The following is an 18,007-nucleotide window of genomic DNA, read 5'->3' as shown; positions in this document are numbered from 1 at the left end:
TGAGTGGAGGACCACCCCATGGACCCGCAGCTGACACCTCTGGACCCCGGGGCGGTGTGGACGATGGTCTGTGCCGGCCTCGTCCTCCTGATGACCCCCGGCCTGGCCTTCTTCTACGGCGGCATGACCCGGGCCAAGGCGTCCGTGAACATGATGATGATGTCCTTCGTGGCCATGGGTCTGGTGGGCGTGGTGTGGGTGCTGTGGGGGTACAGCATGACCGGCGGTGACGGCATCCTCGGGGTCGTCGGGGACCCCCTGCAGGATCCGGGGCTGTTCCAGGCCGTCGGCACCACGGACCTGGCCACGATCGGCTTCGGTGCCACCTTCGCCGTCATCTCGGTGGCGCTGATCTCCGGCGCCGTGGCCGACCGCGCGAAGTTCAGCACCTGGTGCGTGTTCGTCCCGGCCTGGATCACCCTCGTGTACTGCCCCATGGCGTTCATGGTCTGGGGCGGGGGCCTGCTCACCGCGGACGGCGCCATCGGCTCCGTGGTCGGCGAGGCCGTGGACTTCGCCGGCGGCCTGGTCATCCACATCGCCGCCGGCGTCGCCGCCCTGGTGCTCGCCGTGATGATGGGCAAGCGTGAGGGCTTCGGTGTGGACCCGGGCCACCGCCCGCACAACATCCCCTTCGTCATGCTCGGCGCCGCCCTGCTGTGGTTCGGCTGGTTCGGCTTCAACGGCGGCGCGGCCTCGGACGTGGAGACCGCCGGCCTGATCTGGGTGAACACCCTGGCAGCACCCGCCGCCGCCATGCTCGGCTGGATGCTCGTGGAGGTCGTCCGCCACGGACGGCCCACCTCGATCGGCACGGCCTCCGGCATCGTCGCCGGTCTCGTGGCCATCACCCCGGCCTGCGCCTTCGTGGACCCCGTGGGCTCCGTGGCCATCGGCGTCGTCGCCGGCGTGGCCGCCGCCTTGGCGGTGAACCTGAAGTTCAAGCTCGGCTTCGACGACTCCCTCGACGTGGTCGGCGTGCACCTCGTGGCCGGCGTGGTGGGCACCGTGATGATCGGCCTGTTCGGCCGCCCCGAGCTGGTGACCGAGGAGGGGATGGCCGGCCTGTTCTACGGCGGCGGTCCCCGCCTGCTGGTGGCCCAGGTCGTGGCGACGGTCTTCACCGTGGTCTTCGCCGGCGTCGTCACCGCGCTGATCGCCCTGGTCCTGAAGGCGGTCATGGGGCTGCGCGTCTCGCCACAGGACGAGCTGCGCGGTGTGGACCGCGCCCTCCACGCGGAGTCCGCGTACGACTACGGGCTCGGCACCGCGTACGGCGACGAGCCGCAGGACGCGGAACGGCACCGGGGGGAGGCCCAGCCCGTCCGCTGAGCCGGCACCGGTCGGTTGCTAGTCTGGTCAGGCGTCGTCGCCGGCGGGACGTCCCTGCGGGGGGTCCGAGCCGGGGCGGCGCCTGACCCAGCGACCTCCTCTTTCCTCTTCGCGAAGGATCCCACCCGCCGTGTTCACCTCCCTGTCCGACCGCCTCACAGCCACGTTCCGCAGCCTCAAGGGCAAGGGGCGGCTCACCGAGGCGGACATCGACGCCACCGCACGCGAGATCCGCCGCGCCCTCCTCGACGCGGACGTCGCCGTGCCCGTGGTCCGCCAGTTCATCGCGCGGATCAAGGAGCGGGCCCTCGGCGAGGAGGTCTCGCAGGCGCTGAACCCGGGCCAGCAGGTCGTGAAGATCGTCAACGAGGAGCTCGTGGAGATCCTCGGCGGCGAGACCCGGCGCATCCAGCACGCCAAGACCGGCACCACCGTGATCATGCTGGTGGGCCTGCAGGGTGCCGGCAAGACCACCCTGGCCGGCAAGCTCGCCCGCCTGCTGAAGTCCCAGGGCCACACGCCGCTGCTCGTGGCCTGTGATCTGCAGCGCCCCAACGCGGTCAAGCAGCTGCAGGTGGGCGGCGAGCGGGCCGGCGTGCCGGTGTTCGCCCCGCACCCCGGCGTCTCCTCCGAGTTCGAGGCCGCCACGGGCGACCCGGTGGAGGTGGCCCAGGCCGGCATCCGCGAGGCCAACACCAAGTACCACGACGTGGTCATCATCGACACGGCCGGCCGCCTCGGCGTGGACCATGAGCTGATGCAGCAGGCCGCGGACATCCGCGCCGCGGTGCAGCCGGATGAGGTCCTGTTCGTGATCGACGCGATGATCGGCCAGGACGCCGTCGCCACCGCGCAGGCCTTCAACGAGGGCGTGGGCTTCACGGGCGTGGTCCTCACCAAGCTCGACGGCGACGCGCGCGGCGGCGCCGCCCTGTCCGTCCGCCACGTCACCGGCAAGCCGATCATGTTCGCCTCCACCGGCGAGGGCCTGAAGGACTTCGAGGTCTTCCACCCGGACCGCATGGCCTCGCGCATCCTCGACATGGGCGACGTCCTGTCCCTGATCGAGCAGGCGGAGCAGAGCTGGGACCGCGCCGACGCGGAGAAGATGGCGCGGAAGTTCGCCGACCAGGAGGACTTCACCCTCGACGACTTCCTCCAGCAGATGCAGCAGCTCAAGAAGATGGGCTCGCTGAAGAAGATGCTCATGATGATGCCGGGCGCCCAGGGCATGCGGCAGCAGCTCGAGCAGTTCGACGAGTCCTCGATCGGCCGCGTCGAGGCGATCATCCACTCGATGACACCCCACGAGCGCGTGGCCCCGAAGATCATCAACGGCTCCCGCCGTGCGCGCATCGCCCGCGGCTCGGGCGTGCAGGTGACCGAGGTCAACCAGCTCCTGGAGCGCTTCGCCGAGGCCCAGAAGATGATGAAGAAGCTCGCCGCCGGCGGAGGCATGCCCGGCATGCCGGGCATGGGCCACGGCGGGACCCCGCGCAAGGCCAAGGGCAAGAACGCGAAGAAGGGCAAGGTCAAGTCCGGCAACCCCGCGAAGGCGGCCGCCGAGCGCCAGGCCCTCGAGGAGCGCCGGTCCCGCGCAGGCGGCGGGGTCTTCGGCCCGGGCGGCGGCCTGCCGGACATGGCGGACTTCGACCCCTCGCAGCTGGATCTTCCGGCCGGCTTCGAGAAGTACCTCAAGGACCGCTGAGCACTCCGGGCGCCCGCGCCCGGTCCGTGACGGCCCCGCCCGCGCGCCGAGGTGCGCGCGGGCGGGGCCGTCTGGCACAATGGGCGGGCACTGAGCGTGAGCCCGGACGACCCTCTATCCTCCGCGCGCTCCGTTCCGTTCGTCGGACTGCCGGCCCGCTGCCCCCACGCGTGGCCGTCGCCCGACCCCCTGATCCCCTGAAGGAGAACCACACACGTGGCTGTCAAGATCCGTCTGAAGCGCTTCGGCAAGATCCGCGCCCCCTACTACCGCGTCGTCGTCATGGACTCGCGCACCCGCCGCGATGGCCGTGCCATCGAGGAGATCGGCAAGTACCACCCCACCGAGGAGCCCTCGTTCATCGAGATCGACTCGGAGCGCGCGCAGTACTGGCTGTCCGTCGGCGCCCAGCCGACCGAGCAGGTGGCCGCCCTCCTCAAGATCACCGGCGACTGGCAGAAGTTCAAGGGCGGGGCCGGCGCCGAGGGCACCCTGAAGACCAAGGGCGAGAAGGAGGCCTTCGTGGCTCCGGACAAGGGCTCGGTCATTCTGCCCGAGGAGCCGAAGGAGGAGGCCCCGGCCGAGTCGGAGGAGACCGCAGAGGCGCCCGCCGCCGAGGCCGAGACTCCGGCCGAGGACGCCGAGAAGGCCGAGTGAGCATGCTGGCCGAGGCCCTCGCGCACCTCGTCCGCGGCATCGTGGACACCCCGGACGCCGTCCGCGTCGACTCGCGCCCCCAGCGGCGCGGGGAGATGTTGGAGGTCCGGGTGGCGCCCGAGGACCTCGGCCGCGTGATCGGCCGTCAGGGCCGCACGGCCACCGCGCTGCGCACGGTGCTCGACGCCCTGGCGGGCCACCCCGTCCGCGTGGACGTCGTGGAGACCGACCGCGGCCGCTGAGCCCGCCGGCTCAGCCACCCCGGCCCGCGGTGATCCCCGCAGCCCCCGCCCCGAGCGGGAGCGGCGGGGATCTGTCGTCTCCGGGGTCTCCGGGTCAGCCGGACACCTCTCGCACGGTGGCGAGACGATAGCCGAGGCCCCGCACCGTGAGGATCCGGGAGGCGCCGATCTTGGTCCGCAGGTACCGCACGTACACGTCGACCACGTTCGAACCGGACTCGAAGTCCGCGCCCCACACGCCGTCGAGGAGCTGCTTCCGACTGAGCACCTGGCCGGGGTGACGCAGGAACTCCTCGGCGAGGGCGAACTCCCGGGCCGACAGGTTCACCGGCTCTCCGCTGACGAGGAGGGTGCGAGCCGCCGGGTCCAGCTCCAGGTCGCCGTGCCGGAGCACCGCGTCCACGGGCGGAGGAGCGGGGGTGCCGGGCCGCAGACGCAGGCGCACACGAGCCAGGAGCTCCGCGAACCGGAACGGCTTGGCCATGTAGTCGTCCGCCCCGGAGGTGAGACCCTCCACGGTGTCCTCCGCCGAGGAGCGTGCGGTGAGGATGATCACCGGCAGCTCTGCGTCCTGGGCGCGGATCCGGGACAGCACCTGGAAGCCGTCGACGTCGGGGAGCCCCAGGTCCAGGATGACGAGGTCGAACGCCCCCGTCATGGCCAGGGCGATGCCCTCAACGCCGGTGGCCGCCGTCGTGACGGCGTACCCCTCCGCGGCAAAGCCCTTGCTGACGAAGCCGGCGATCCGCTCCTCGTCCTCGATCAGCAGCAGGGGGATCATGGGAGGTCCTCTCGGTCGGCGGTGCCGCCCGCCGGTCTCGGCAGGGGTGTGCCCTCCAGGGGCAGGCTCATGGTGAAGACGGAGCCCCGGCGGGGCGCGGGCTCCACGGTGACCCGGCCGCCGTGGCCCTCCACGATCGTGCTGACGATCGCGAGGCCCAGGCCCGAGCCCTCCGTCCTCCGCCCGTGGGCGCCGCGGCCGAACCGCGTGAAGATCACCTCACGGTCCTCGGGGCGCACGCCCACGCCCGCATCCTGCACCCAGAGCCGCAGCACGCCTCCGTACACCGCGGACCCGATGCTCACCGACGACCCCGGATCGGAGTAGCGCACGGCATTCGCGGCCAGCTGCAGCCAGGCCTGGATGAGTCGCTGGGCGTCCACGTGCGCCTCCACGTGGGCGGCGCCGGCCAGGCTCCACCGACGGTCGCCGAGGGCGCGGGCCCGTTCGAACACCGCCTCGGTGAGCTCGGCGACGTCCGTGGGCGCAGGACGCAGGAAGTCCGGACGCTCGGCCTGGGCGAGGGTCAGCAGGTCGTCGACGAGCCGGCCCATGAGGGCCAGCTCGTCCAGGGTGAGGCGCGTGCTCTCGCGCACATCGTCGGGGTCCTCGGGGTCCATGACCTCGAGGTGGCCCTGCACGATGGTGAGCGGGGTGCGCATCTCATGCCCGACGTCGTCGAGGAGGCGCCGCTGGGAGGCGAAGGAGTCCTCCAGACGGTCCAGCATCGCGTTGAAGCCGTGCCCGAGCTCCGCGACGTCGTCGTGGCCGAGCACTGTGACCCGCCGGTGCAGGTCGTGCTCGGAGACCTCGGCGGCGGTGTCCCGCAGGGCCTCGAGAGGGGCGAACACCCGGCGGAGCAGGGGCACGCCCAGCAGGAGCGCGAGGAGCGTGGACAGCACGGCGGAGGACACGTAGCCCATGAAGGCGCGGTTGAGCCGATCGGTCTCGGCGTCCATGTCGAAGGCCAGCAGCAGGGCGCCCACGTCCTCGGCGCTCCGTCCGCCCACGGGCACGACGGCGGCCCGATAGGTGGCGCGCTCCGTCTCCACCGTCTCCAGGGTCACGACCTCCACCTGCACCCGGTCCAGGGCCCAGTCCACCAGCTGCGGGTCCTCCTCCAGGCGGAGCTCGACGGCGTCGGAGGCGGCGAGCGCGGCCCGTTCGGCGTCCAATCCGAGCATGCCCTCCTGCTCGAGCGGCCGGACCCGCATCATGGCCAGCCGGATGAGCTCCGCGGCGCTGGCGACGGGCTGACCCGTCTCGGGGACGACGCCGGTCGACGCGAGCAGGCCGACCTCCTCGACCGTCCGCTCGAGGTGGTCGTCGACGCGCTCGTTCATGCTCACCCGCTGGAAGGCGTACGCGGCCATCCCGGAGAGGGTCAGGGCCAGGACCACCACCAGCGCGAGGAGCAGGGAGAGCCGCTGCCGCACCGGCAGGCGTGACCAGGAGTCCGCGGTCGGGGCGCGACGGGCCGCAGGCGATCTCACCGGGTCAGCGATCCGCTGCGGCACGGCGTCCGCGGTCAGTCGTCGTCGTCCTCGTCAGTGTCAGAGTCAGAGTCATCGTCATCGTCGTCCTCGCCCTCGTCGTCGTCCTCTGCGTCGTCCTCGTCCTCGTCATCCTCGGCATCGTCGTCGTCCTCGTCCAGAGCGGACGGCGTCGGCGGGGGGACGCGGACGGGTGACGCCGCCGGGACGGGAGCGCGGGAGGATCCGCCCGGCGCCGACGCTGTGGCCCCGGATGACGGGTCAAAGCCCGGGCGCGCCGGCGCGGAGGGTGCGGCCGCGGGTGCTGCCGGCGCCGTGGCGGCGGCGCTGGGCGGGCGCCGGGTCTCCGCCGGATCCGACGCCGTCGACGCCGTGGCCGCCGCCATCGACGCCGCCGTGGCCGGGGACGTCGCCGAGGCCGGGGACGTGGCCGTCGTGGAGGCCGCAGACCGCGCAGAGGTCTCGCCGCCGGAGGTGCGCGGTCCGGCCCCCTCCGGGGGCGACGCGGTGGACGCCGCACGCCCCGGCCCGGATGCGACGGGCGCGGGTGAGCCGGCGGGCTCCTCGAGGGTGATCTGGGGTCCCAGCACGGTCTCGGTCTGACGGGAGGCGCCCACCACGAGGGCGAACGCGCCGATCGCGAGCGCCAGGATGAGCGCGAGGGCGATGACGGGGCCGGATCTGCGGTGCATGCCGGCCAGCATGGCCCACCCGCATGAGGGACCGATGAGATCCGCCCCGCTCGGCCGGGGCGGCCCGTTCTCATCCGGGCTTCACGAAACACTGGTGTGCTTCAGCCCGACCCACCCGGCACGACGTCGTCGGGCACCCCCGAACCCCGGAGAACGAGGCACAGCATGCAGTCCGAGGCCACCGACCTGATCAGCGCCCTCTCGCTCGAGATGGAGCAGCGCTACCGCCATCTGTCCGACACCCCCGCCGAGGGCCATGCCGTGGACGGCGTGGAGGATGTGGAGCTGGCGCCGCGCCGCCTACGCCGGGCGAAGACCTCCTACACGGCCCGGGCGTTCCGCACCGTGGCCCGGGAGAACGGGCACACCGGCTACGGACTGCGCCGGGGCCGTGGCGTGGCCCCCGCCGCGGGCGATCTCGTCCTGGCCCGCGTGGCCGCGATCGGCCAGCACAAGAGGCTCGAGGCCTACAACTCGCGCCGCCGCCATCTGTTCCTGGGCGACGAGGTGATCGTGGCCTACGGCGACCGCTACGCCCCCGACCAGTTCCTCGCCGAGGTGCCCCACAACCTCGACTACACGAACCTCGTGGCCGCCGGCGGCATGGCCTCGCGGGTCATCGAGAAGCACGAGGGGATCGATCCGGCCACCGTCCTCGAGCCCGTGGGCCTCATCACCCGCGATGGCGAGGTCCTCACCCTCGCCGACCTGTCCGGCCACCGCATCCGTCCCTGGCAGGAGGCCCGGGCGGCGATGTCGGCGGACGGCCCCACGGTCGTGATGGTCTTCGGCTCCTCCATGAACTCCGGCAAGTCGACCACGGTCGGCTGCCTCGTCAACGGCCTCCACCGCGGCGGCCGGCGCGTCCATGCGGGGAAGGCGACCGGCACGGGCGCCGGGAACGACGCCGGCCTCTTCCGCGACGGCGGCGCGGACCGCGTCGTGGACTTCACCGACTTCGGCCTCGCGTCGACCTTCAAGCTCTCCGTCGAGCGCATCAAGGACGTCGTCTTCTCGATGGCGGCCGTGCTCGCCGAGGGCGGGCCCGACGTCGTCGTGATCGAGATCGCGGACGGCATCTACCAGGGGGAGACCGCGGCCCTCGTCGCGGACGAGGACTTCCGCGCCCTCACGGATCGGGTCCTGTTCGCGTGCGGGGAGGCACTCTCCGCGGCGGCCGGTGCGACCCTCCTGCAGGGTGCGGGCCTGCCCCTCGTGGCCGTCTCCGGTCGCCTGACCTCGGCCCCGCTGATCGCGCGGGAGGCCGCCGCGGTGGTCTCCGTGCCGATCGTCCCGACCTTCGACCTGTGCGAGGCCGACGTGGCCCGTCGGACGCTCGACCTGCCCGCGGAGGTCGCGGTCGCGTGAGTGCGGCCATGCCGACGCTCTTCACCGGTCGACGGCGGCGCCTCTTCCTCTGGCTCGCCGGCCTGGGCCTCCTCCAGGCGGCGCTCTCCCTCCTGGTCGCGGTCCTCACCCCGCGCCTGCTCACGTCCGGCCCGGCGGCGTGGGGGCTGGCCCTCGCGCTCCTGACGGCGGCCCTCGGCGTGGGCGGCGCCCGCATCGGAGAGCGCGTCCTCGCCGAGGACCTCGGCCAGGACTACGTCCGGGAGGTCCGCCGGCTCCTCGTGACGAGCGCCCTCGTGCCGGAGCGCAGCGCCAATCTGGGCAGCACGATCGCCCGCACCACGAACGACTTGACCGCGGTGAAGAACTGGGTCTCCCTGGGCATCAGCCCGATCGTGGTGGGCGTGCCCCTCGTGTTCGGGGTCGTCGGGGGGCTCGTGATCCTCCTGCCCGTGCTCGGCATGGTGGTTCTGGGCGTCCTCGCCGTGTTCGGTGTGGCCATGTGGCTGCTCTCCCGGGTGTTCTTCCGCCGTGCCGTGGCGCTGCGGCGCGTGCGTGGGAAGATGGCCGGGCACGTCGCGGACGCCGTCACCGCAGCCGAGGGGATCCGCACCTCGGGCGGCGTGCACCGCGAGGTCGGACGCGTGGACAGGATCTCCGGACAGATCCAGGAGGCCGCTCACCGGCGTGCCCTGGTCTCGGGCACGATGCGCGGCTCGGCCGCCTCCATCACCACGCTCCTCGGCGTGCTCGTGGCGATCACGGGCAGCCTCGCCGGGTCCACCGGCGCCGCGGTCACGACCTCCGTGTTCATCGCCGGCATGCTGGGTGCGCCCGTCACCGATCTGGGACGCGTGGGGGAGTATCGGCAGAACTACAACGCGGCCACCCGCATCCTGCTGCCCCTCGTGGAGAACGCGCGTCGACACCGTGAGCGGGAGCGCCTCCAGGAGCGGGCCCAGCGGCGGATGCGCCACCGGGCGGCTCGGGGCGGCGCCGCCCGCGGCGCGGTCCATGTGGCGGACCTGCGGGACGACGTCGGGAGCATCCCTGCGCTCGTGGCGGCCCCGGGGGCGCGCGTGCTGCTGACGGGCGGCTCGCCCGAACGGCTGCATCGCGTGACCCGGGAGATCACCGGGGACGTGCCCGGCTCGGAGGCCTGGATCACCGTGGACGGGCGCCACCTGAACGCGATGACGGCCAAGGAGCGGCGCAGTCTTCTCGGGATCGCCTCCCGCGACGTGCCCCTCGAGCGCGGCTCCCTCTCCCGCGTCCTGCGCTACCGGGTCCCGGACGCCGGCGACGAGGCCGTCCGCTCACTGCTGGAGCGCGTGGGCATGGCGGAGCGGGTCGCCCGACTGCCGGAGGCCGAGCGCACGCGCCTGACCCGCGGCGGTGAGCCCCTCAGCGTGAACGAGCGGGCCCTGCTGAAGATCGCGCGCGCCGTGGCAGGCGAGCCGCCCCTGCTCCTGCTGCTGCACATCGAGGATCAGCTGGACACCGAGGACCGCCCGATCCTCGCGCGGATCCTGCGTGACTACCCCGGCTGCGTGATCCTGCGCAGTGCGAACCCCCACCACCTGCTCGAGCACTACGACGTGTGGAACGTGGACGAGACGACCCCGACCGTCGTGGCCGCCCTCGCGCACGAGCAGACCCGCGCGCGGGGCCCACGCCCCACCACCTACCTCGCCGGTGCGGACCGGGACCCGTTCGGCCCCCCGGTCCGCTCCTCCGCCGCGGAGCTGGCCGACCTGCGGCGCACCGGCGCCTCCGTCCGGGACCAGCCCGGTGACGACCTCGAAGGAGACGACGAATGACACGCACACGGTCCACGGGCAGCCTCTCCGCACCCGCGCGCATCCGCGTCGTCGCGTGGATCGTGCTCATCTCCGGGCTCGGCATGGCGCTGCTGCTCGGCTCCCTCGTCGTCGCACTGCGCTGGATGGCCGAGGACGGCATCCGCACCTCCATCACGCAGGAGGTCGAGGAGGTCGGGGTGTTCGCCGCCAACGGACTCGACCCGGCCACCGGCGAGCAGGTCACCGGCCCCGACCGCTTCGTGGAGCTCTACCTCGAACGCCAGCGCGCCGAGCCCTCGGAGCTCATCGTCGGAGGTTCCGACACCGTCCCCGTGATCGGCCAGCGCGCCGGGGAGCGGGCCGTCGGCTTCGAGGCCCTCGATGCCGCGACCCGCGAGGCCCTGCTCGTCCCCGACCGCTCGGGCCGCATGACCGACCCGGTGCAGGGGACCGTCTCCTGGGCGAACGTCACGATCCGGGCCGGAGAGCAGACGGGGCACATCGTCGTCGCCGTGCTCCACCGCCATGTGGAGGAGCAGGTGGCCGTGCAGGCTCTGCTGCTCGGGCTGCTCGCGCTCGCGGGCCTGGCGGCGACGGGCCTGGCCGCGTGGGTCCTGGCCGGGCGCATCCTGGGGCACACCGCCGAGTTCGACGCGGCGGTGCGCCGTGCGGCACGGGGACGCGGGGCGCCCCGCCTCCCGGAGGAGGGCTCGGACGAGTACGCGGCGCTGGCGAAGGGCGCCAACCGGCTGCTGCGCCGGGCCGATCGCGCCCTCGCGCGGGAACGCTCCTTCGCGCAGGACATCACCCTGACACTGCGGACCTCCTCCGCGATGCTCGAGGCGGGCCTGCGCAGCCCCGGGGGCACCGCGCAGCAGTGGCGGACGACGGCGGACGAGCTGGCGGCCGAGGCCACACGGGCCCGGGAGCTGCTCGACGACCTCGCGCTGCTCACGCGCCTCGGCAGTGCCGACCTGGCCGTCGACCCCGAGGTCGTGGAGGTCGCCGAGGTCGTCGCGGTCGCCGCCCGGGGCTGGCGGGAGCGGGCGGACCAGGACGGCAGCGGCGTCGAGGTGCGCGTCGCGGCCGACCCCTCCGTGCCGGCCGCACGGGCCGAGCCGGCACGCCTGGTGCAGGTCCTCGAGGAGGTCCTCGACAACGCCCGCGACGCAGTGCTCATCCCGGCGGATGCGCCGGGCGGCGTCGACGTCTCCTCCCTCCACCCCACGGATCGGACGATCCTCGTGCGGGTCCACGCCCTCGCGGCGCAGGAGCACGAGCAGGTGACGATCGACGTCTCCGACCGGGGACGGGGCGTGCCCGAGGACGAGCGCGCCGGCCTGACGGCGCGCCTCGTCGTCGCCTCGAACGACCCCCGGCCGGGCAACGGCCTGGGCCTCGCCGTCGCCCGCGGGCTCATGGAGGCCATGGGCGGGGAGCTGCGCATCCTCGGGCCGGACGAGGCGGAGGCGGAGGGCACGACTGTGCGCCTGCTGCTCACGCCGGCCCTGGTCTCATCCTGATCTCATCGCGCTGGTCCACGCTGAGGCGCAGGGCGCGCAGCGCGCCCCGCCGAGCCGCCCGGCGACGACCGGGCCAGGCCGTCCGCACCGACAGGAGCCACCCCGTGTCCAGACCCGATCCCTCCGCGCTCGCCGTCTGGTCCCCGTCGAGCACACTCCCGCCGGCTCCTGCCCCAACCGCCCGGGACGTCTGGGGGATCGTGGCGGGGGCGGCCGGCGTCGCGGTGCTCCTGTGGCCGCTGCGCGCCTACGCGGGGCCGCAGCTCTCCGGCAAGGACGCGCCGAAGTTCCGTCTCGACTCGTTCCCGCTGTCCACCTATCCGATGTTCTCCGAGCACCGCGGCCGGTCCACCTATGTGCCGCACGTGATCGGCCTCACCGGCGCCGGAGAGCGCGTGATCCCGCACGCCCGCCACTTCGGCGGCGGGGGGCTGAACCAGGTCCGCAAGCAGGTGTCCCGGGCCATCCGGCGCGGCGACGCGGCGCTGGTGGCCCAGACGTACGCCGACTCCCTCGCCGCGCAGCGGGCGGCCCGGGAGGGAGGCCGTCCGAGCGGCGGCTCGGGGGGCCCGCGGCGCCGTCACGAGGCGGCCGTCCAGCAGGTGGAGGTCGTGCGCTCACGCTTCCGATTCGACGACTACTACGGCGGGGACGTCCTCCCGCATCGGGAGACGGTGCTGGCGCGCTGTGAGGTGGGCGGGACCGCCGTCGCGGTGCGCGAGGAGCGCACGGCGGACGAGATCGCGGGCGGGGTGGCCCGATGAACGGCGCCCGGATCCGACAGTGGACGGTGGACACGCTGCGTCCCGCGGCCACCCCGCTGCGCCCCGCGGTGCTCAGGATCGGCGTGGGCCTCTTCGCGGCGAGGCACCATCGGCGCCGCCGGACCCTCCTGCGCGGCGTGCACGCCCAGGATCCCCGACGATTCGCCCCTGTGGGCGTGGTGCGCGTGCTGCAGCGCCCCCTGCGCCCTGCCGTGGCCGACCGGATCCTCGACGCCGCGCAGGCCGTCAACGTGCTGGCCACAGTGGGGGTCGCCCACCGCGTCACCGGCCCGCTCAACGCCGCCCTGCAGCTGTGGACCCTCACGTACCGGAACTCCTGGGGGATGCTTTACCACAACGACAACATGCTCGTGCTCCACCAGATGGTGCTGGGGGCGGGGCCGACCGCCGACGCCCTCAGCGTGGACGCCCTCATGAGGCGGCGGGGACTGGCCCCGGCGGTCTTCGAGCGACGGTACGGAGCGGTGCCGGTGATGCTCAATGCGGTCACCAGCGCGGTGTACTTCGTCTCTGGCGTCGCCAAGGTGCGCAGCTCGACGGGGTTCGGCTGGGCCTCCGGGGATGTCCTGCGCGGGCAGATCGCCATCGACGGACTGCGCAAGGACCTGTTCGGATCGACAAGGCCCGCTGCGGGCACGGCGCTGTACCACCGGGAACGCCTGTTCACCCTGATGGCCGCGGTCTCCCTCGCGGTGGAGCTGGGTGCGCCGCTGAGCCTGCTGGACCGGCGCCTGGGCCTGGCCTTCTCGGCGGCCGCCTGGGGCATGCACATCGGAATCCGTGAAATCATGGGGATCTCATTCCCGTACAACACCAGCGGCGTGAGCTACCTGGGCCACCTCCCCGCGGGCCCGCAGCTGCGTCGCTGAGCGGCCGACGTCGCGCCACCGCGAAGGACACCCCATGAGCCCTGCACCCCAGCCCGCCGATTCCGCGGACTTGGTCCGCGTCGCCCGGATCGGCAAGCCCCACGGCATCCGCGGCGAGGTGACCGTCCAGGTGTTCACCGACGACCCCGAGGCGCGCTTCTCCCCGGGGGAGTCCCTCGAGCTGCGCGCGGCTCCGGCCGGGGCCCCCGCCGCGCTCACCGTGGCCCGCTCCCGCTGGAACAAGACGGTCCTGGTGGTCGCGTTCGAGTCGGTGCCGGACCGGAATGCGGCCGAGGCCCTGCGCGGCGCCCAGCTGTTCGCCGCGCCGTCCGCCCCGGCCGACGACGACACCTGGTACGAGGACGACCTGCTGGGCCTGGCCGTCCACGTGGAGGGCACCCGCGTCGGCGAGGTGGCGGGTCTGACCACCGGGGCCGTCCAGGACCTCCTCGTCGTCCGACTCGACGGCGGCGGGCGGGACGCGCTCGTGCCGTTCGTGGAGGAGATCGTGCCCGAGGTGGACCAGGAGGCCGGCGTCGTGGTCCTCACCCCGCCGCCGGGCCTGCTCGAGATCGCCGCGGACGAGCCCGGCGCCCCCGAGGGTCCGGAGACCCCCGCAGACCTCGGTCCCGAGGCCCTCGAGCGCCCCACGGGCGCGGGCGGGGGGCGCTGAGCGGTGCGGTTCGACGTCGTCACCATCTTCCCGGAGTACATGGGCGTCCTGGACGTGTCCCTCCTGGGGCGCGCACGGCGGGAGGGACTCGTGGACGTGCACGTGCACGACCTGCGGGACTTCACCTCCGACCGCCATCGCACGGTGGACGACACGCCCTACGGCGGCGGCGCGGGCATGGTCATGAAGCCCGAGCCGTGGGCGCTGGCCCTCGAGGCGGTCGCCGGGCTCGGCTCCGGCGCCTCGCCCGTCGGCGCCCGTCCCGTCCTCATGGTCCCCACCCCCTCCGGCACCCCGTTCACCCAGGCCACGGCGCGGGAGCTGGCCCAGGAGACGCACGTGGTCTTCGCGTGCGGGCGGTACGAGGGCATCGATGAACGCGTGTTCGGCTGGGCCGAGGAGCTGTACGACGTGCGGCTGTTCTCCCTCGGCGACTACGTCCTCAACGGCGGCGAGGTCGCGGCGCTGGCCGTGATCGAGGCCGTGGGGCGCCTGGTCCCGGGCGTGGTCGGCAACCCCGCGTCCCTCGTGGAGGAGTCCCACGAGGACGGCCTGCTCGAGTACCCCGTCTACACCAAGCCCTCCGTGTGGCGGGAGCGCGAGGTCCCACCCGTCCTGCTCTCCGGTGACCACGGCCGCGTGGCCGCGTGGCGCCGTGCGCAGCAGGAGGAGCGCACCCGTGCCCGCCGCCCGGACCTGTGGGCCGCGCACGCGGGCGGCACCGAGGCGGACTGACCCCCACCGTCCTGCCGGATGTGGCAGAATGGATCCTCGTGTCCACCGGACGCGCGGCCTGCCACAGGGGGCGCGTGTCGACGGCACGGACCACCGGACCCCGCGCTCGCGGCCGTGTCCGGCTCACCGCTTCGGGGCCCGGCGTCCCGCTCCGCCCGTGCCGGGCGGCGCCCGCCGCGCCCGCCGACCACGTGGATGACCTGTGGCGTCCACCAGGAGATCAGAGCATGCACATCCTCGATTCCTTCGACCAGGCCACCCTGCGCGACGACGTGCCGGACTTCGCCCCCGGCGACACCGTCAAGGTGCACGTCAACATCATCGAGGGCAAGACCGCCCGCGTGCAGGTCTTCCAGGGCTACGTCATGGGCCGTCAGGGCCACGGCGTGCGCGAGACCTTCCGCGTCCGCAAGGTGTCCTTCGGCGTGGGCGTGGAGCGCGTCTTCCCGGTGCACTCCCCGGTGATCGACAAGATCGAGGTCGTCACCAAGGGTGACGTCCGCCGCGCGAAGCTGTACTACATGCGCGACCGCCACGGCAAGGCTGCTCGTATCCGCGAGAAGCGCGCCGACGCCAAGTGATCGCCGGTCGGCCCCGCGCCGACCGCTGACCGCCATGCGCACCCCGGAGCCCCGTGACCCCCGCCGGTCACGGGGCTCCGTGGCGCCCGGAACCGCGACGTCCGGCACCACGCCGGCCGCGGCCCGCCCCGCGCACGGGCAGCGCTGGTGGCCGTGGCTGCTGCTGACGCTGGCGGCCGCCGTCGTCGCCGCGGCCGTGCTGCGTGCGCTCACCGGCCCGGTGCTGCTGGTGCCCTCCGGCTCGATGGAGCCGACGCTGCGCCCCGGCGAGCGCATCCTCGTGGACGGGGCCGCCGCGGGCGGTGCGGGGCTGGCGCACGGGGACGTGGTGGTCTTCGACGGCGCCGGCAGCCTCGCCCCCTACCGCTCCCGGAGCTCCCTCGAGCGCGGCCTGACGGACGTGGCGGCGTGGTGGGGCGTGGGCGGCACCGGGGACGGGTTCGTCAAGCGCGTGCTGGCCCTGCCGGGGGACACCCTCGCGTGCTGCGCCGCCGACGGGCGGCTGGTGCGCAACGGCGCCTCCGTGGACGAGCCCTACCTGGGCCGACCCGTGACCGCCGCCGATCCCGCCTCGGCCTCCCGCTGGGAGTTCGAGGTGCCCGCCGGGCGCATGGTGGTGCTGGGGGACCATCGGGAGGCCTCGCGCGACTCCCGCAGCCTGCTCGGTGCCCCCGGCGGCGGGCTGATCCCGCTGGAGTCCGTGATCGGCACCGCGGAGCAGGTGGTGTGGCCGCTCGACGCGCGGCGGTACCTGGAGCCCGCCGATGGCTGAGCCCTCCGCACCCTCCGGGGCGGGCTCCCACGCCGGTCGCGCCGTGCCGTCGTCCACGGACGGCGCCGCCCGTCCCCACGACGACGGCGGCCCCCACCCGGTGCGGGCCGTCGCCCTGGCCGTGGGGCTCACCCTCGCCCTCCTGGTGCTGGTCCAGGTGTTCCTCGTGCGCATGTTCCACGTCCCGTCGGCCTCCATGGAGCCGACCCTGCAGCCCGGGGACCGCGTGGCCGTCGGGCTGTGGGCCCCCGGACCGCTCGCGCTCGAGCGCGGGGACGTCGTCGTCTTCGAGGACACCCAGGCGTGGCTGGCGGGGGCCGAGGCGGTCCAGGCGGACCCGCTGCACGCCGCGCTGCAGGTGGTCTCCCCGGGCTCCGGCGAGGGCCACCTGGTCAAGCGCGTGGTCGGACTGCCCGGGGACACGGTGGCGTGGCGGCCCGGCTGGGACCACGTGGAGGTGGACGGCCGGCCCCTGCCGGAGCCGTACCTGGCCGGCGCCCCCGCCCAGGAGTCGTTCGAGGTGACCGTGCCGGAGGGCCGCCTGTTCGTGCTCGGCGACCACCGGGAGGCGTCCCAGGACTCCCGCCAGCACCGGGACGGTCCGGGCGGCGGCTTCGTGGCGGTCGACGACGTGGTGGGCCGCGTGGAGGCCGTGGTGTGGCCGCCCGCCCGCATCGGCGGCGTGCCGGAGGCCACCGGGGAGGTCAGATGAGCCCGCGAGGGCCGGCGGTGCGCGCCGGGCTGGACGTGGAGGCCGCCCTGGCGGTCGAGGCGCTCGCCGCCGCGGGCGGGCCGGCCACGTCCGCCCTCGTCGCGGGCATGGACGAGGTGGGGCGTGGGGCGCTGGCGGGGCCCGTCGTCGTCGGGGTGTGCGCCGCGCGCGTGCCCGCCGAGGGGCAGATCCCGCCCGTGCGCGACTCCAAGGCGCTCACCGACCGGCGGCGCCGCGTCCTGGTGCCCGAGATCCAGGCCTGGGCCGCCGGGCACGCCCTGGGCGAGGCCGGCCCGGACGAGGTGGACCGCCACGGGATCACCGGGGCGCTCGCGCTCGCGGGGGCCCGGGCCTGGGCGGCGCTCGTGGCGGATCTGGAGGAGGCGCCCGTCGCCCTGATCCTCGACGGCTCGGACGACTGGCTGCGTCACGCCCGCGCCGGGGCGGTGGCGCGTCTCGTCCCGGGCCCGGTGCCGCCCGTGCCGCGCCTGATGGTGAAGGCCGAGGACCGCTGCGCCACCGTGGCGGCGGCGTCCATCCTTGCCAAGGTGGACCGGGACGACACCCTGACCGCGCTCGACGCCGTCCATCCCGCCTACGGCTGGGCGGGCAACAAGGGCTACGGTGCCGCGACCCATCGGCGCGCGATCCTCGAACGCGGCGCCACCGAGCACCACCGCCGCTCGTGGAACCTCGGCCTGCCCGCGCCGACGGAGGCGGCCGCCGCCGACGACGCACCGCCCACGCTCTTCGGCTGAGCCGACGTGCCGCGTTCGACGCCACGGCGCGCGCGGGGCAGGATGGTGCGGTGCCCCGGCGAGCGTCGGGGCCGCGCCCACGGGACAGGAGAGACAGAGCATGAGCACGGACGACGTCGAGGACTTCGAGGCCGAGTCGGAGCTGCTCCTGTACCGGGAGTACCGGGACGTCGTCGGCCTGTTCCGCTACGTGGTGGAGACCGAGCGCCGGTTCTACCTGGCCAACGCCGTCACGCTGACGCCCCACCAGACCGACGGCGAGGTGTTCTTCGAGCTGACCCTCGAGGACGCGTGGGTGTGGGACGTGTACCGCACGCAGCGGTTCATCAAGCGCGTGCGCGTGCTGACGTTCAAGGACGTGAACATCGAGGAGCTGCCGCGGGACGAGCTGCAGGTGCCGGAGGGCGGGGCCCTGGGCGGCTGACAGGGCCGGAGAGCTCCGCCCGTCGAACTCCTGCCCGGCGGCTCGCGCCCGGACGGCTCCTGCACAGGGCGCCGTCGCGCGGACCGTCCCCCACATCCTGCCCTCCGGCGCCCGCGGAGCC

The 18,007-nt window shown here is 74.1% G+C and carries 19 protein-coding genes; 17 read left to right on the top strand and 2 right to left on the bottom strand.

Annotated features, from left to right (window positions below; genetic code table 11):
• The first annotated feature begins 18 nt into the window (after window positions 1–18).
• From MA879_RS03855 to MA879_RS03840, 4 genes are all read left to right on the top strand, one after another.
• Window positions 19–1,332: an ammonium transporter gene (locus MA879_RS03855; protein WP_229667092.1), complete on the top strand. Its 1,314-nt coding sequence runs from the start codon at window positions 19–21 to the stop codon at window positions 1,330–1,332.
• Between the two features lie 130 nt (window positions 1,333–1,462).
• On the top strand, window positions 1,463–3,040 hold the full coding sequence (gene ffh, locus MA879_RS03850) for a signal recognition particle protein (RefSeq protein WP_248123663.1): 1,578 nt from the start codon (window positions 1,463–1,465) through the stop codon (window positions 3,038–3,040).
• Window positions 3,041–3,256: 216 nt separating this feature from the next.
• On the top strand, window positions 3,257–3,697 hold the full coding sequence (rpsP, locus tag MA879_RS03845) for a 30S ribosomal protein S16 (protein WP_248123661.1): 441 nt from the start codon (window positions 3,257–3,259) through the stop codon (window positions 3,695–3,697).
• Between the two features lie 2 nt (window positions 3,698–3,699).
• Window positions 3,700–3,939 carry an RNA-binding protein gene (locus MA879_RS03840; protein WP_135028517.1) on the top strand — a complete coding sequence of 80 codons (240 nt, stop codon included), beginning with the start codon at window positions 3,700–3,702 and terminating at the stop codon, window positions 3,937–3,939.
• Between the two features lie 94 nt (window positions 3,940–4,033).
• Here the strand turns inward: MA879_RS03840 and MA879_RS03835 are convergent, their stop codons facing one another.
• Both MA879_RS03835 and MA879_RS03830 read right to left on the bottom strand, forming a co-directional pair.
• Complete coding sequence (locus MA879_RS03835) at window positions 4,034–4,720, bottom strand: response regulator transcription factor (protein ID WP_248123659.1); 687 nt, start codon at window positions 4,718–4,720, stop codon at window positions 4,034–4,036.
• Entirely contained in the window at window positions 4,717–6,213 is a 1,497-nt protein-coding gene (locus MA879_RS03830; RefSeq protein ID WP_335342030.1) for a sensor histidine kinase, read from the bottom strand. The genes MA879_RS03835 and MA879_RS03830 overlap by 4 nt, the downstream gene beginning before the upstream one ends.
• A 243-nt stretch (window positions 6,214–6,456) precedes the next feature.
• Between MA879_RS03830 and MA879_RS03825 the strand changes: the two genes are divergently transcribed.
• The 13 genes from MA879_RS03825 (at window position 6,457) to MA879_RS03765 (ending at window position 17,886) form a co-directional block, all read left to right on the top strand.
• Window positions 6,457–6,816 carry a hypothetical protein gene (locus tag MA879_RS03825; RefSeq protein WP_248123658.1) on the top strand — a complete coding sequence of 120 codons (360 nt, stop codon included), beginning with the start codon at window positions 6,457–6,459 and terminating at the stop codon, window positions 6,814–6,816.
• A gap of 254 nt (window positions 6,817–7,070) precedes the next feature.
• On the top strand, window positions 7,071–8,273 hold the full coding sequence (locus tag MA879_RS03820; protein ID WP_248123656.1) for a DUF1611 domain-containing protein: 1,203 nt from the start codon (window positions 7,071–7,073) through the stop codon (window positions 8,271–8,273).
• Window positions 8,274–8,281: 8 nt separating this feature from the next.
• The gene (locus tag MA879_RS03815; protein ID WP_248123654.1) at window positions 8,282–10,072 is read left to right on the top strand and encodes an ABC transporter transmembrane domain-containing protein; all 1,791 of its coding nucleotides are present in this window, start codon (window positions 8,282–8,284) and stop codon (window positions 10,070–10,072) included.
• The gene (locus MA879_RS03810) at window positions 10,069–11,577 is read left to right on the top strand and encodes a sensor histidine kinase (protein WP_248123652.1); all 1,509 of its coding nucleotides are present in this window, start codon (window positions 10,069–10,071) and stop codon (window positions 11,575–11,577) included. Before MA879_RS03815 ends, MA879_RS03810 begins: the two co-directional genes overlap by 4 nt.
• A 104-nt stretch (window positions 11,578–11,681) precedes the next feature.
• A complete protein-coding gene (locus MA879_RS03805) occupies window positions 11,682–12,341 on the top strand; it encodes a hypothetical protein (protein WP_248123650.1) in 660 nt (219 codons plus the stop codon).
• Window positions 12,338–13,231, top strand: coding sequence for a hypothetical protein (locus tag MA879_RS03800; RefSeq protein WP_248123648.1), 894 nt, complete (start codon window positions 12,338–12,340; stop codon window positions 13,229–13,231). The genes MA879_RS03805 and MA879_RS03800 overlap by 4 nt, the downstream gene beginning before the upstream one ends.
• A gap of 34 nt (window positions 13,232–13,265) precedes the next feature.
• Window positions 13,266–13,904, top strand: coding sequence for a ribosome maturation factor RimM (gene rimM, locus MA879_RS03795; RefSeq protein ID WP_248123646.1), 639 nt, complete (start codon window positions 13,266–13,268; stop codon window positions 13,902–13,904).
• A gap of 3 nt (window positions 13,905–13,907) precedes the next feature.
• A complete protein-coding gene (gene trmD / locus MA879_RS03790) occupies window positions 13,908–14,639 on the top strand; it encodes a tRNA (guanosine(37)-N1)-methyltransferase TrmD (RefSeq protein ID WP_248123644.1) in 732 nt (243 codons plus the stop codon).
• A gap of 227 nt (window positions 14,640–14,866) precedes the next feature.
• On the top strand, window positions 14,867–15,220 hold the full coding sequence (rplS, locus tag MA879_RS03785) for a 50S ribosomal protein L19 (RefSeq protein ID WP_248123642.1): 354 nt from the start codon (window positions 14,867–14,869) through the stop codon (window positions 15,218–15,220).
• Between the two features lie 79 nt (window positions 15,221–15,299).
• Window positions 15,300–15,992: a signal peptidase I gene (lepB, locus tag MA879_RS03780; RefSeq protein ID WP_248123640.1), complete on the top strand. Its 693-nt coding sequence runs from the start codon at window positions 15,300–15,302 to the stop codon at window positions 15,990–15,992.
• Window positions 15,985–16,704 (top strand): signal peptidase I, encoded by a 720-nt coding sequence (gene lepB, locus MA879_RS03775; RefSeq protein ID WP_248123638.1) that lies wholly within the window; start codon window positions 15,985–15,987, stop codon window positions 16,702–16,704. Before lepB (MA879_RS03780) ends, lepB (MA879_RS03775) begins: the two co-directional genes overlap by 8 nt.
• A complete protein-coding gene (locus tag MA879_RS03770; protein ID WP_248123636.1) occupies window positions 16,701–17,462 on the top strand; it encodes a ribonuclease HII in 762 nt (253 codons plus the stop codon). The genes lepB (MA879_RS03775) and MA879_RS03770 overlap by 4 nt, the downstream gene beginning before the upstream one ends.
• A 100-nt stretch (window positions 17,463–17,562) precedes the next feature.
• A complete protein-coding gene (locus tag MA879_RS03765; protein ID WP_248123634.1) occupies window positions 17,563–17,886 on the top strand; it encodes a DUF2469 domain-containing protein in 324 nt (107 codons plus the stop codon).
• Window positions 17,887–18,007: the final 121 nt, after the last annotated feature.

It is taken from the genome of Micrococcus lacusdianchii, assembly GCF_023155805.1.
GTDB classification, from domain to species: Bacteria; Actinomycetota; Actinomycetes; order Actinomycetales; family Micrococcaceae; genus Micrococcus; species Micrococcus lacusdianchii.
The sequence above is the reverse complement of the archived record's forward strand: the minus strand, read 5'-3'. Positions and strand labels throughout refer to the sequence as shown.

Excerpts from the sequence above, each read along its gene's own strand:
- MA879_RS03815 (WP_248123654.1), top strand. The coding sequence starts at position 8,282 with ATGCCGACGCTCTTCACCGGTCGACGGCGGCGCCTCTTCCTCTGGCTC.
- MA879_RS03840 (WP_135028517.1), top strand. The coding sequence starts at position 3,700 with ATGCTGGCCGAGGCCCTCGCGCACCTCGTCCGCGGCATCGTGGACACC.
- MA879_RS03765 (WP_248123634.1), top strand. The coding sequence starts at position 17,563 with ATGAGCACGGACGACGTCGAGGACTTCGAGGCCGAGTCGGAGCTGCTC.
- rplS (WP_248123642.1), top strand. The coding sequence starts at position 14,867 with ATGCACATCCTCGATTCCTTCGACCAGGCCACCCTGCGCGACGACGTG.
- MA879_RS03835 (WP_248123659.1), bottom strand. The coding sequence starts at position 4,720 with ATGATCCCCCTGCTGCTGATCGAGGACGAGGAGCGGATCGCCGGCTTC.
- MA879_RS03810 (WP_248123652.1), top strand. The coding sequence starts at position 10,069 with ATGACACGCACACGGTCCACGGGCAGCCTCTCCGCACCCGCGCGCATC.
- MA879_RS03770 (WP_248123636.1), top strand. The coding sequence starts at position 16,701 with ATGAGCCCGCGAGGGCCGGCGGTGCGCGCCGGGCTGGACGTGGAGGCC.
- MA879_RS03800 (WP_248123648.1), top strand. The coding sequence starts at position 12,338 with ATGAACGGCGCCCGGATCCGACAGTGGACGGTGGACACGCTGCGTCCC.
- MA879_RS03855 (WP_229667092.1), top strand. The coding sequence starts at position 19 with ATGGACCCGCAGCTGACACCTCTGGACCCCGGGGCGGTGTGGACGATG.
- lepB (WP_248123638.1), top strand. The coding sequence starts at position 15,985 with ATGGCTGAGCCCTCCGCACCCTCCGGGGCGGGCTCCCACGCCGGTCGC.
- rimM (WP_248123646.1), top strand. The coding sequence starts at position 13,266 with ATGAGCCCTGCACCCCAGCCCGCCGATTCCGCGGACTTGGTCCGCGTC.
- MA879_RS03820 (WP_248123656.1), top strand. The coding sequence starts at position 7,071 with ATGCAGTCCGAGGCCACCGACCTGATCAGCGCCCTCTCGCTCGAGATG.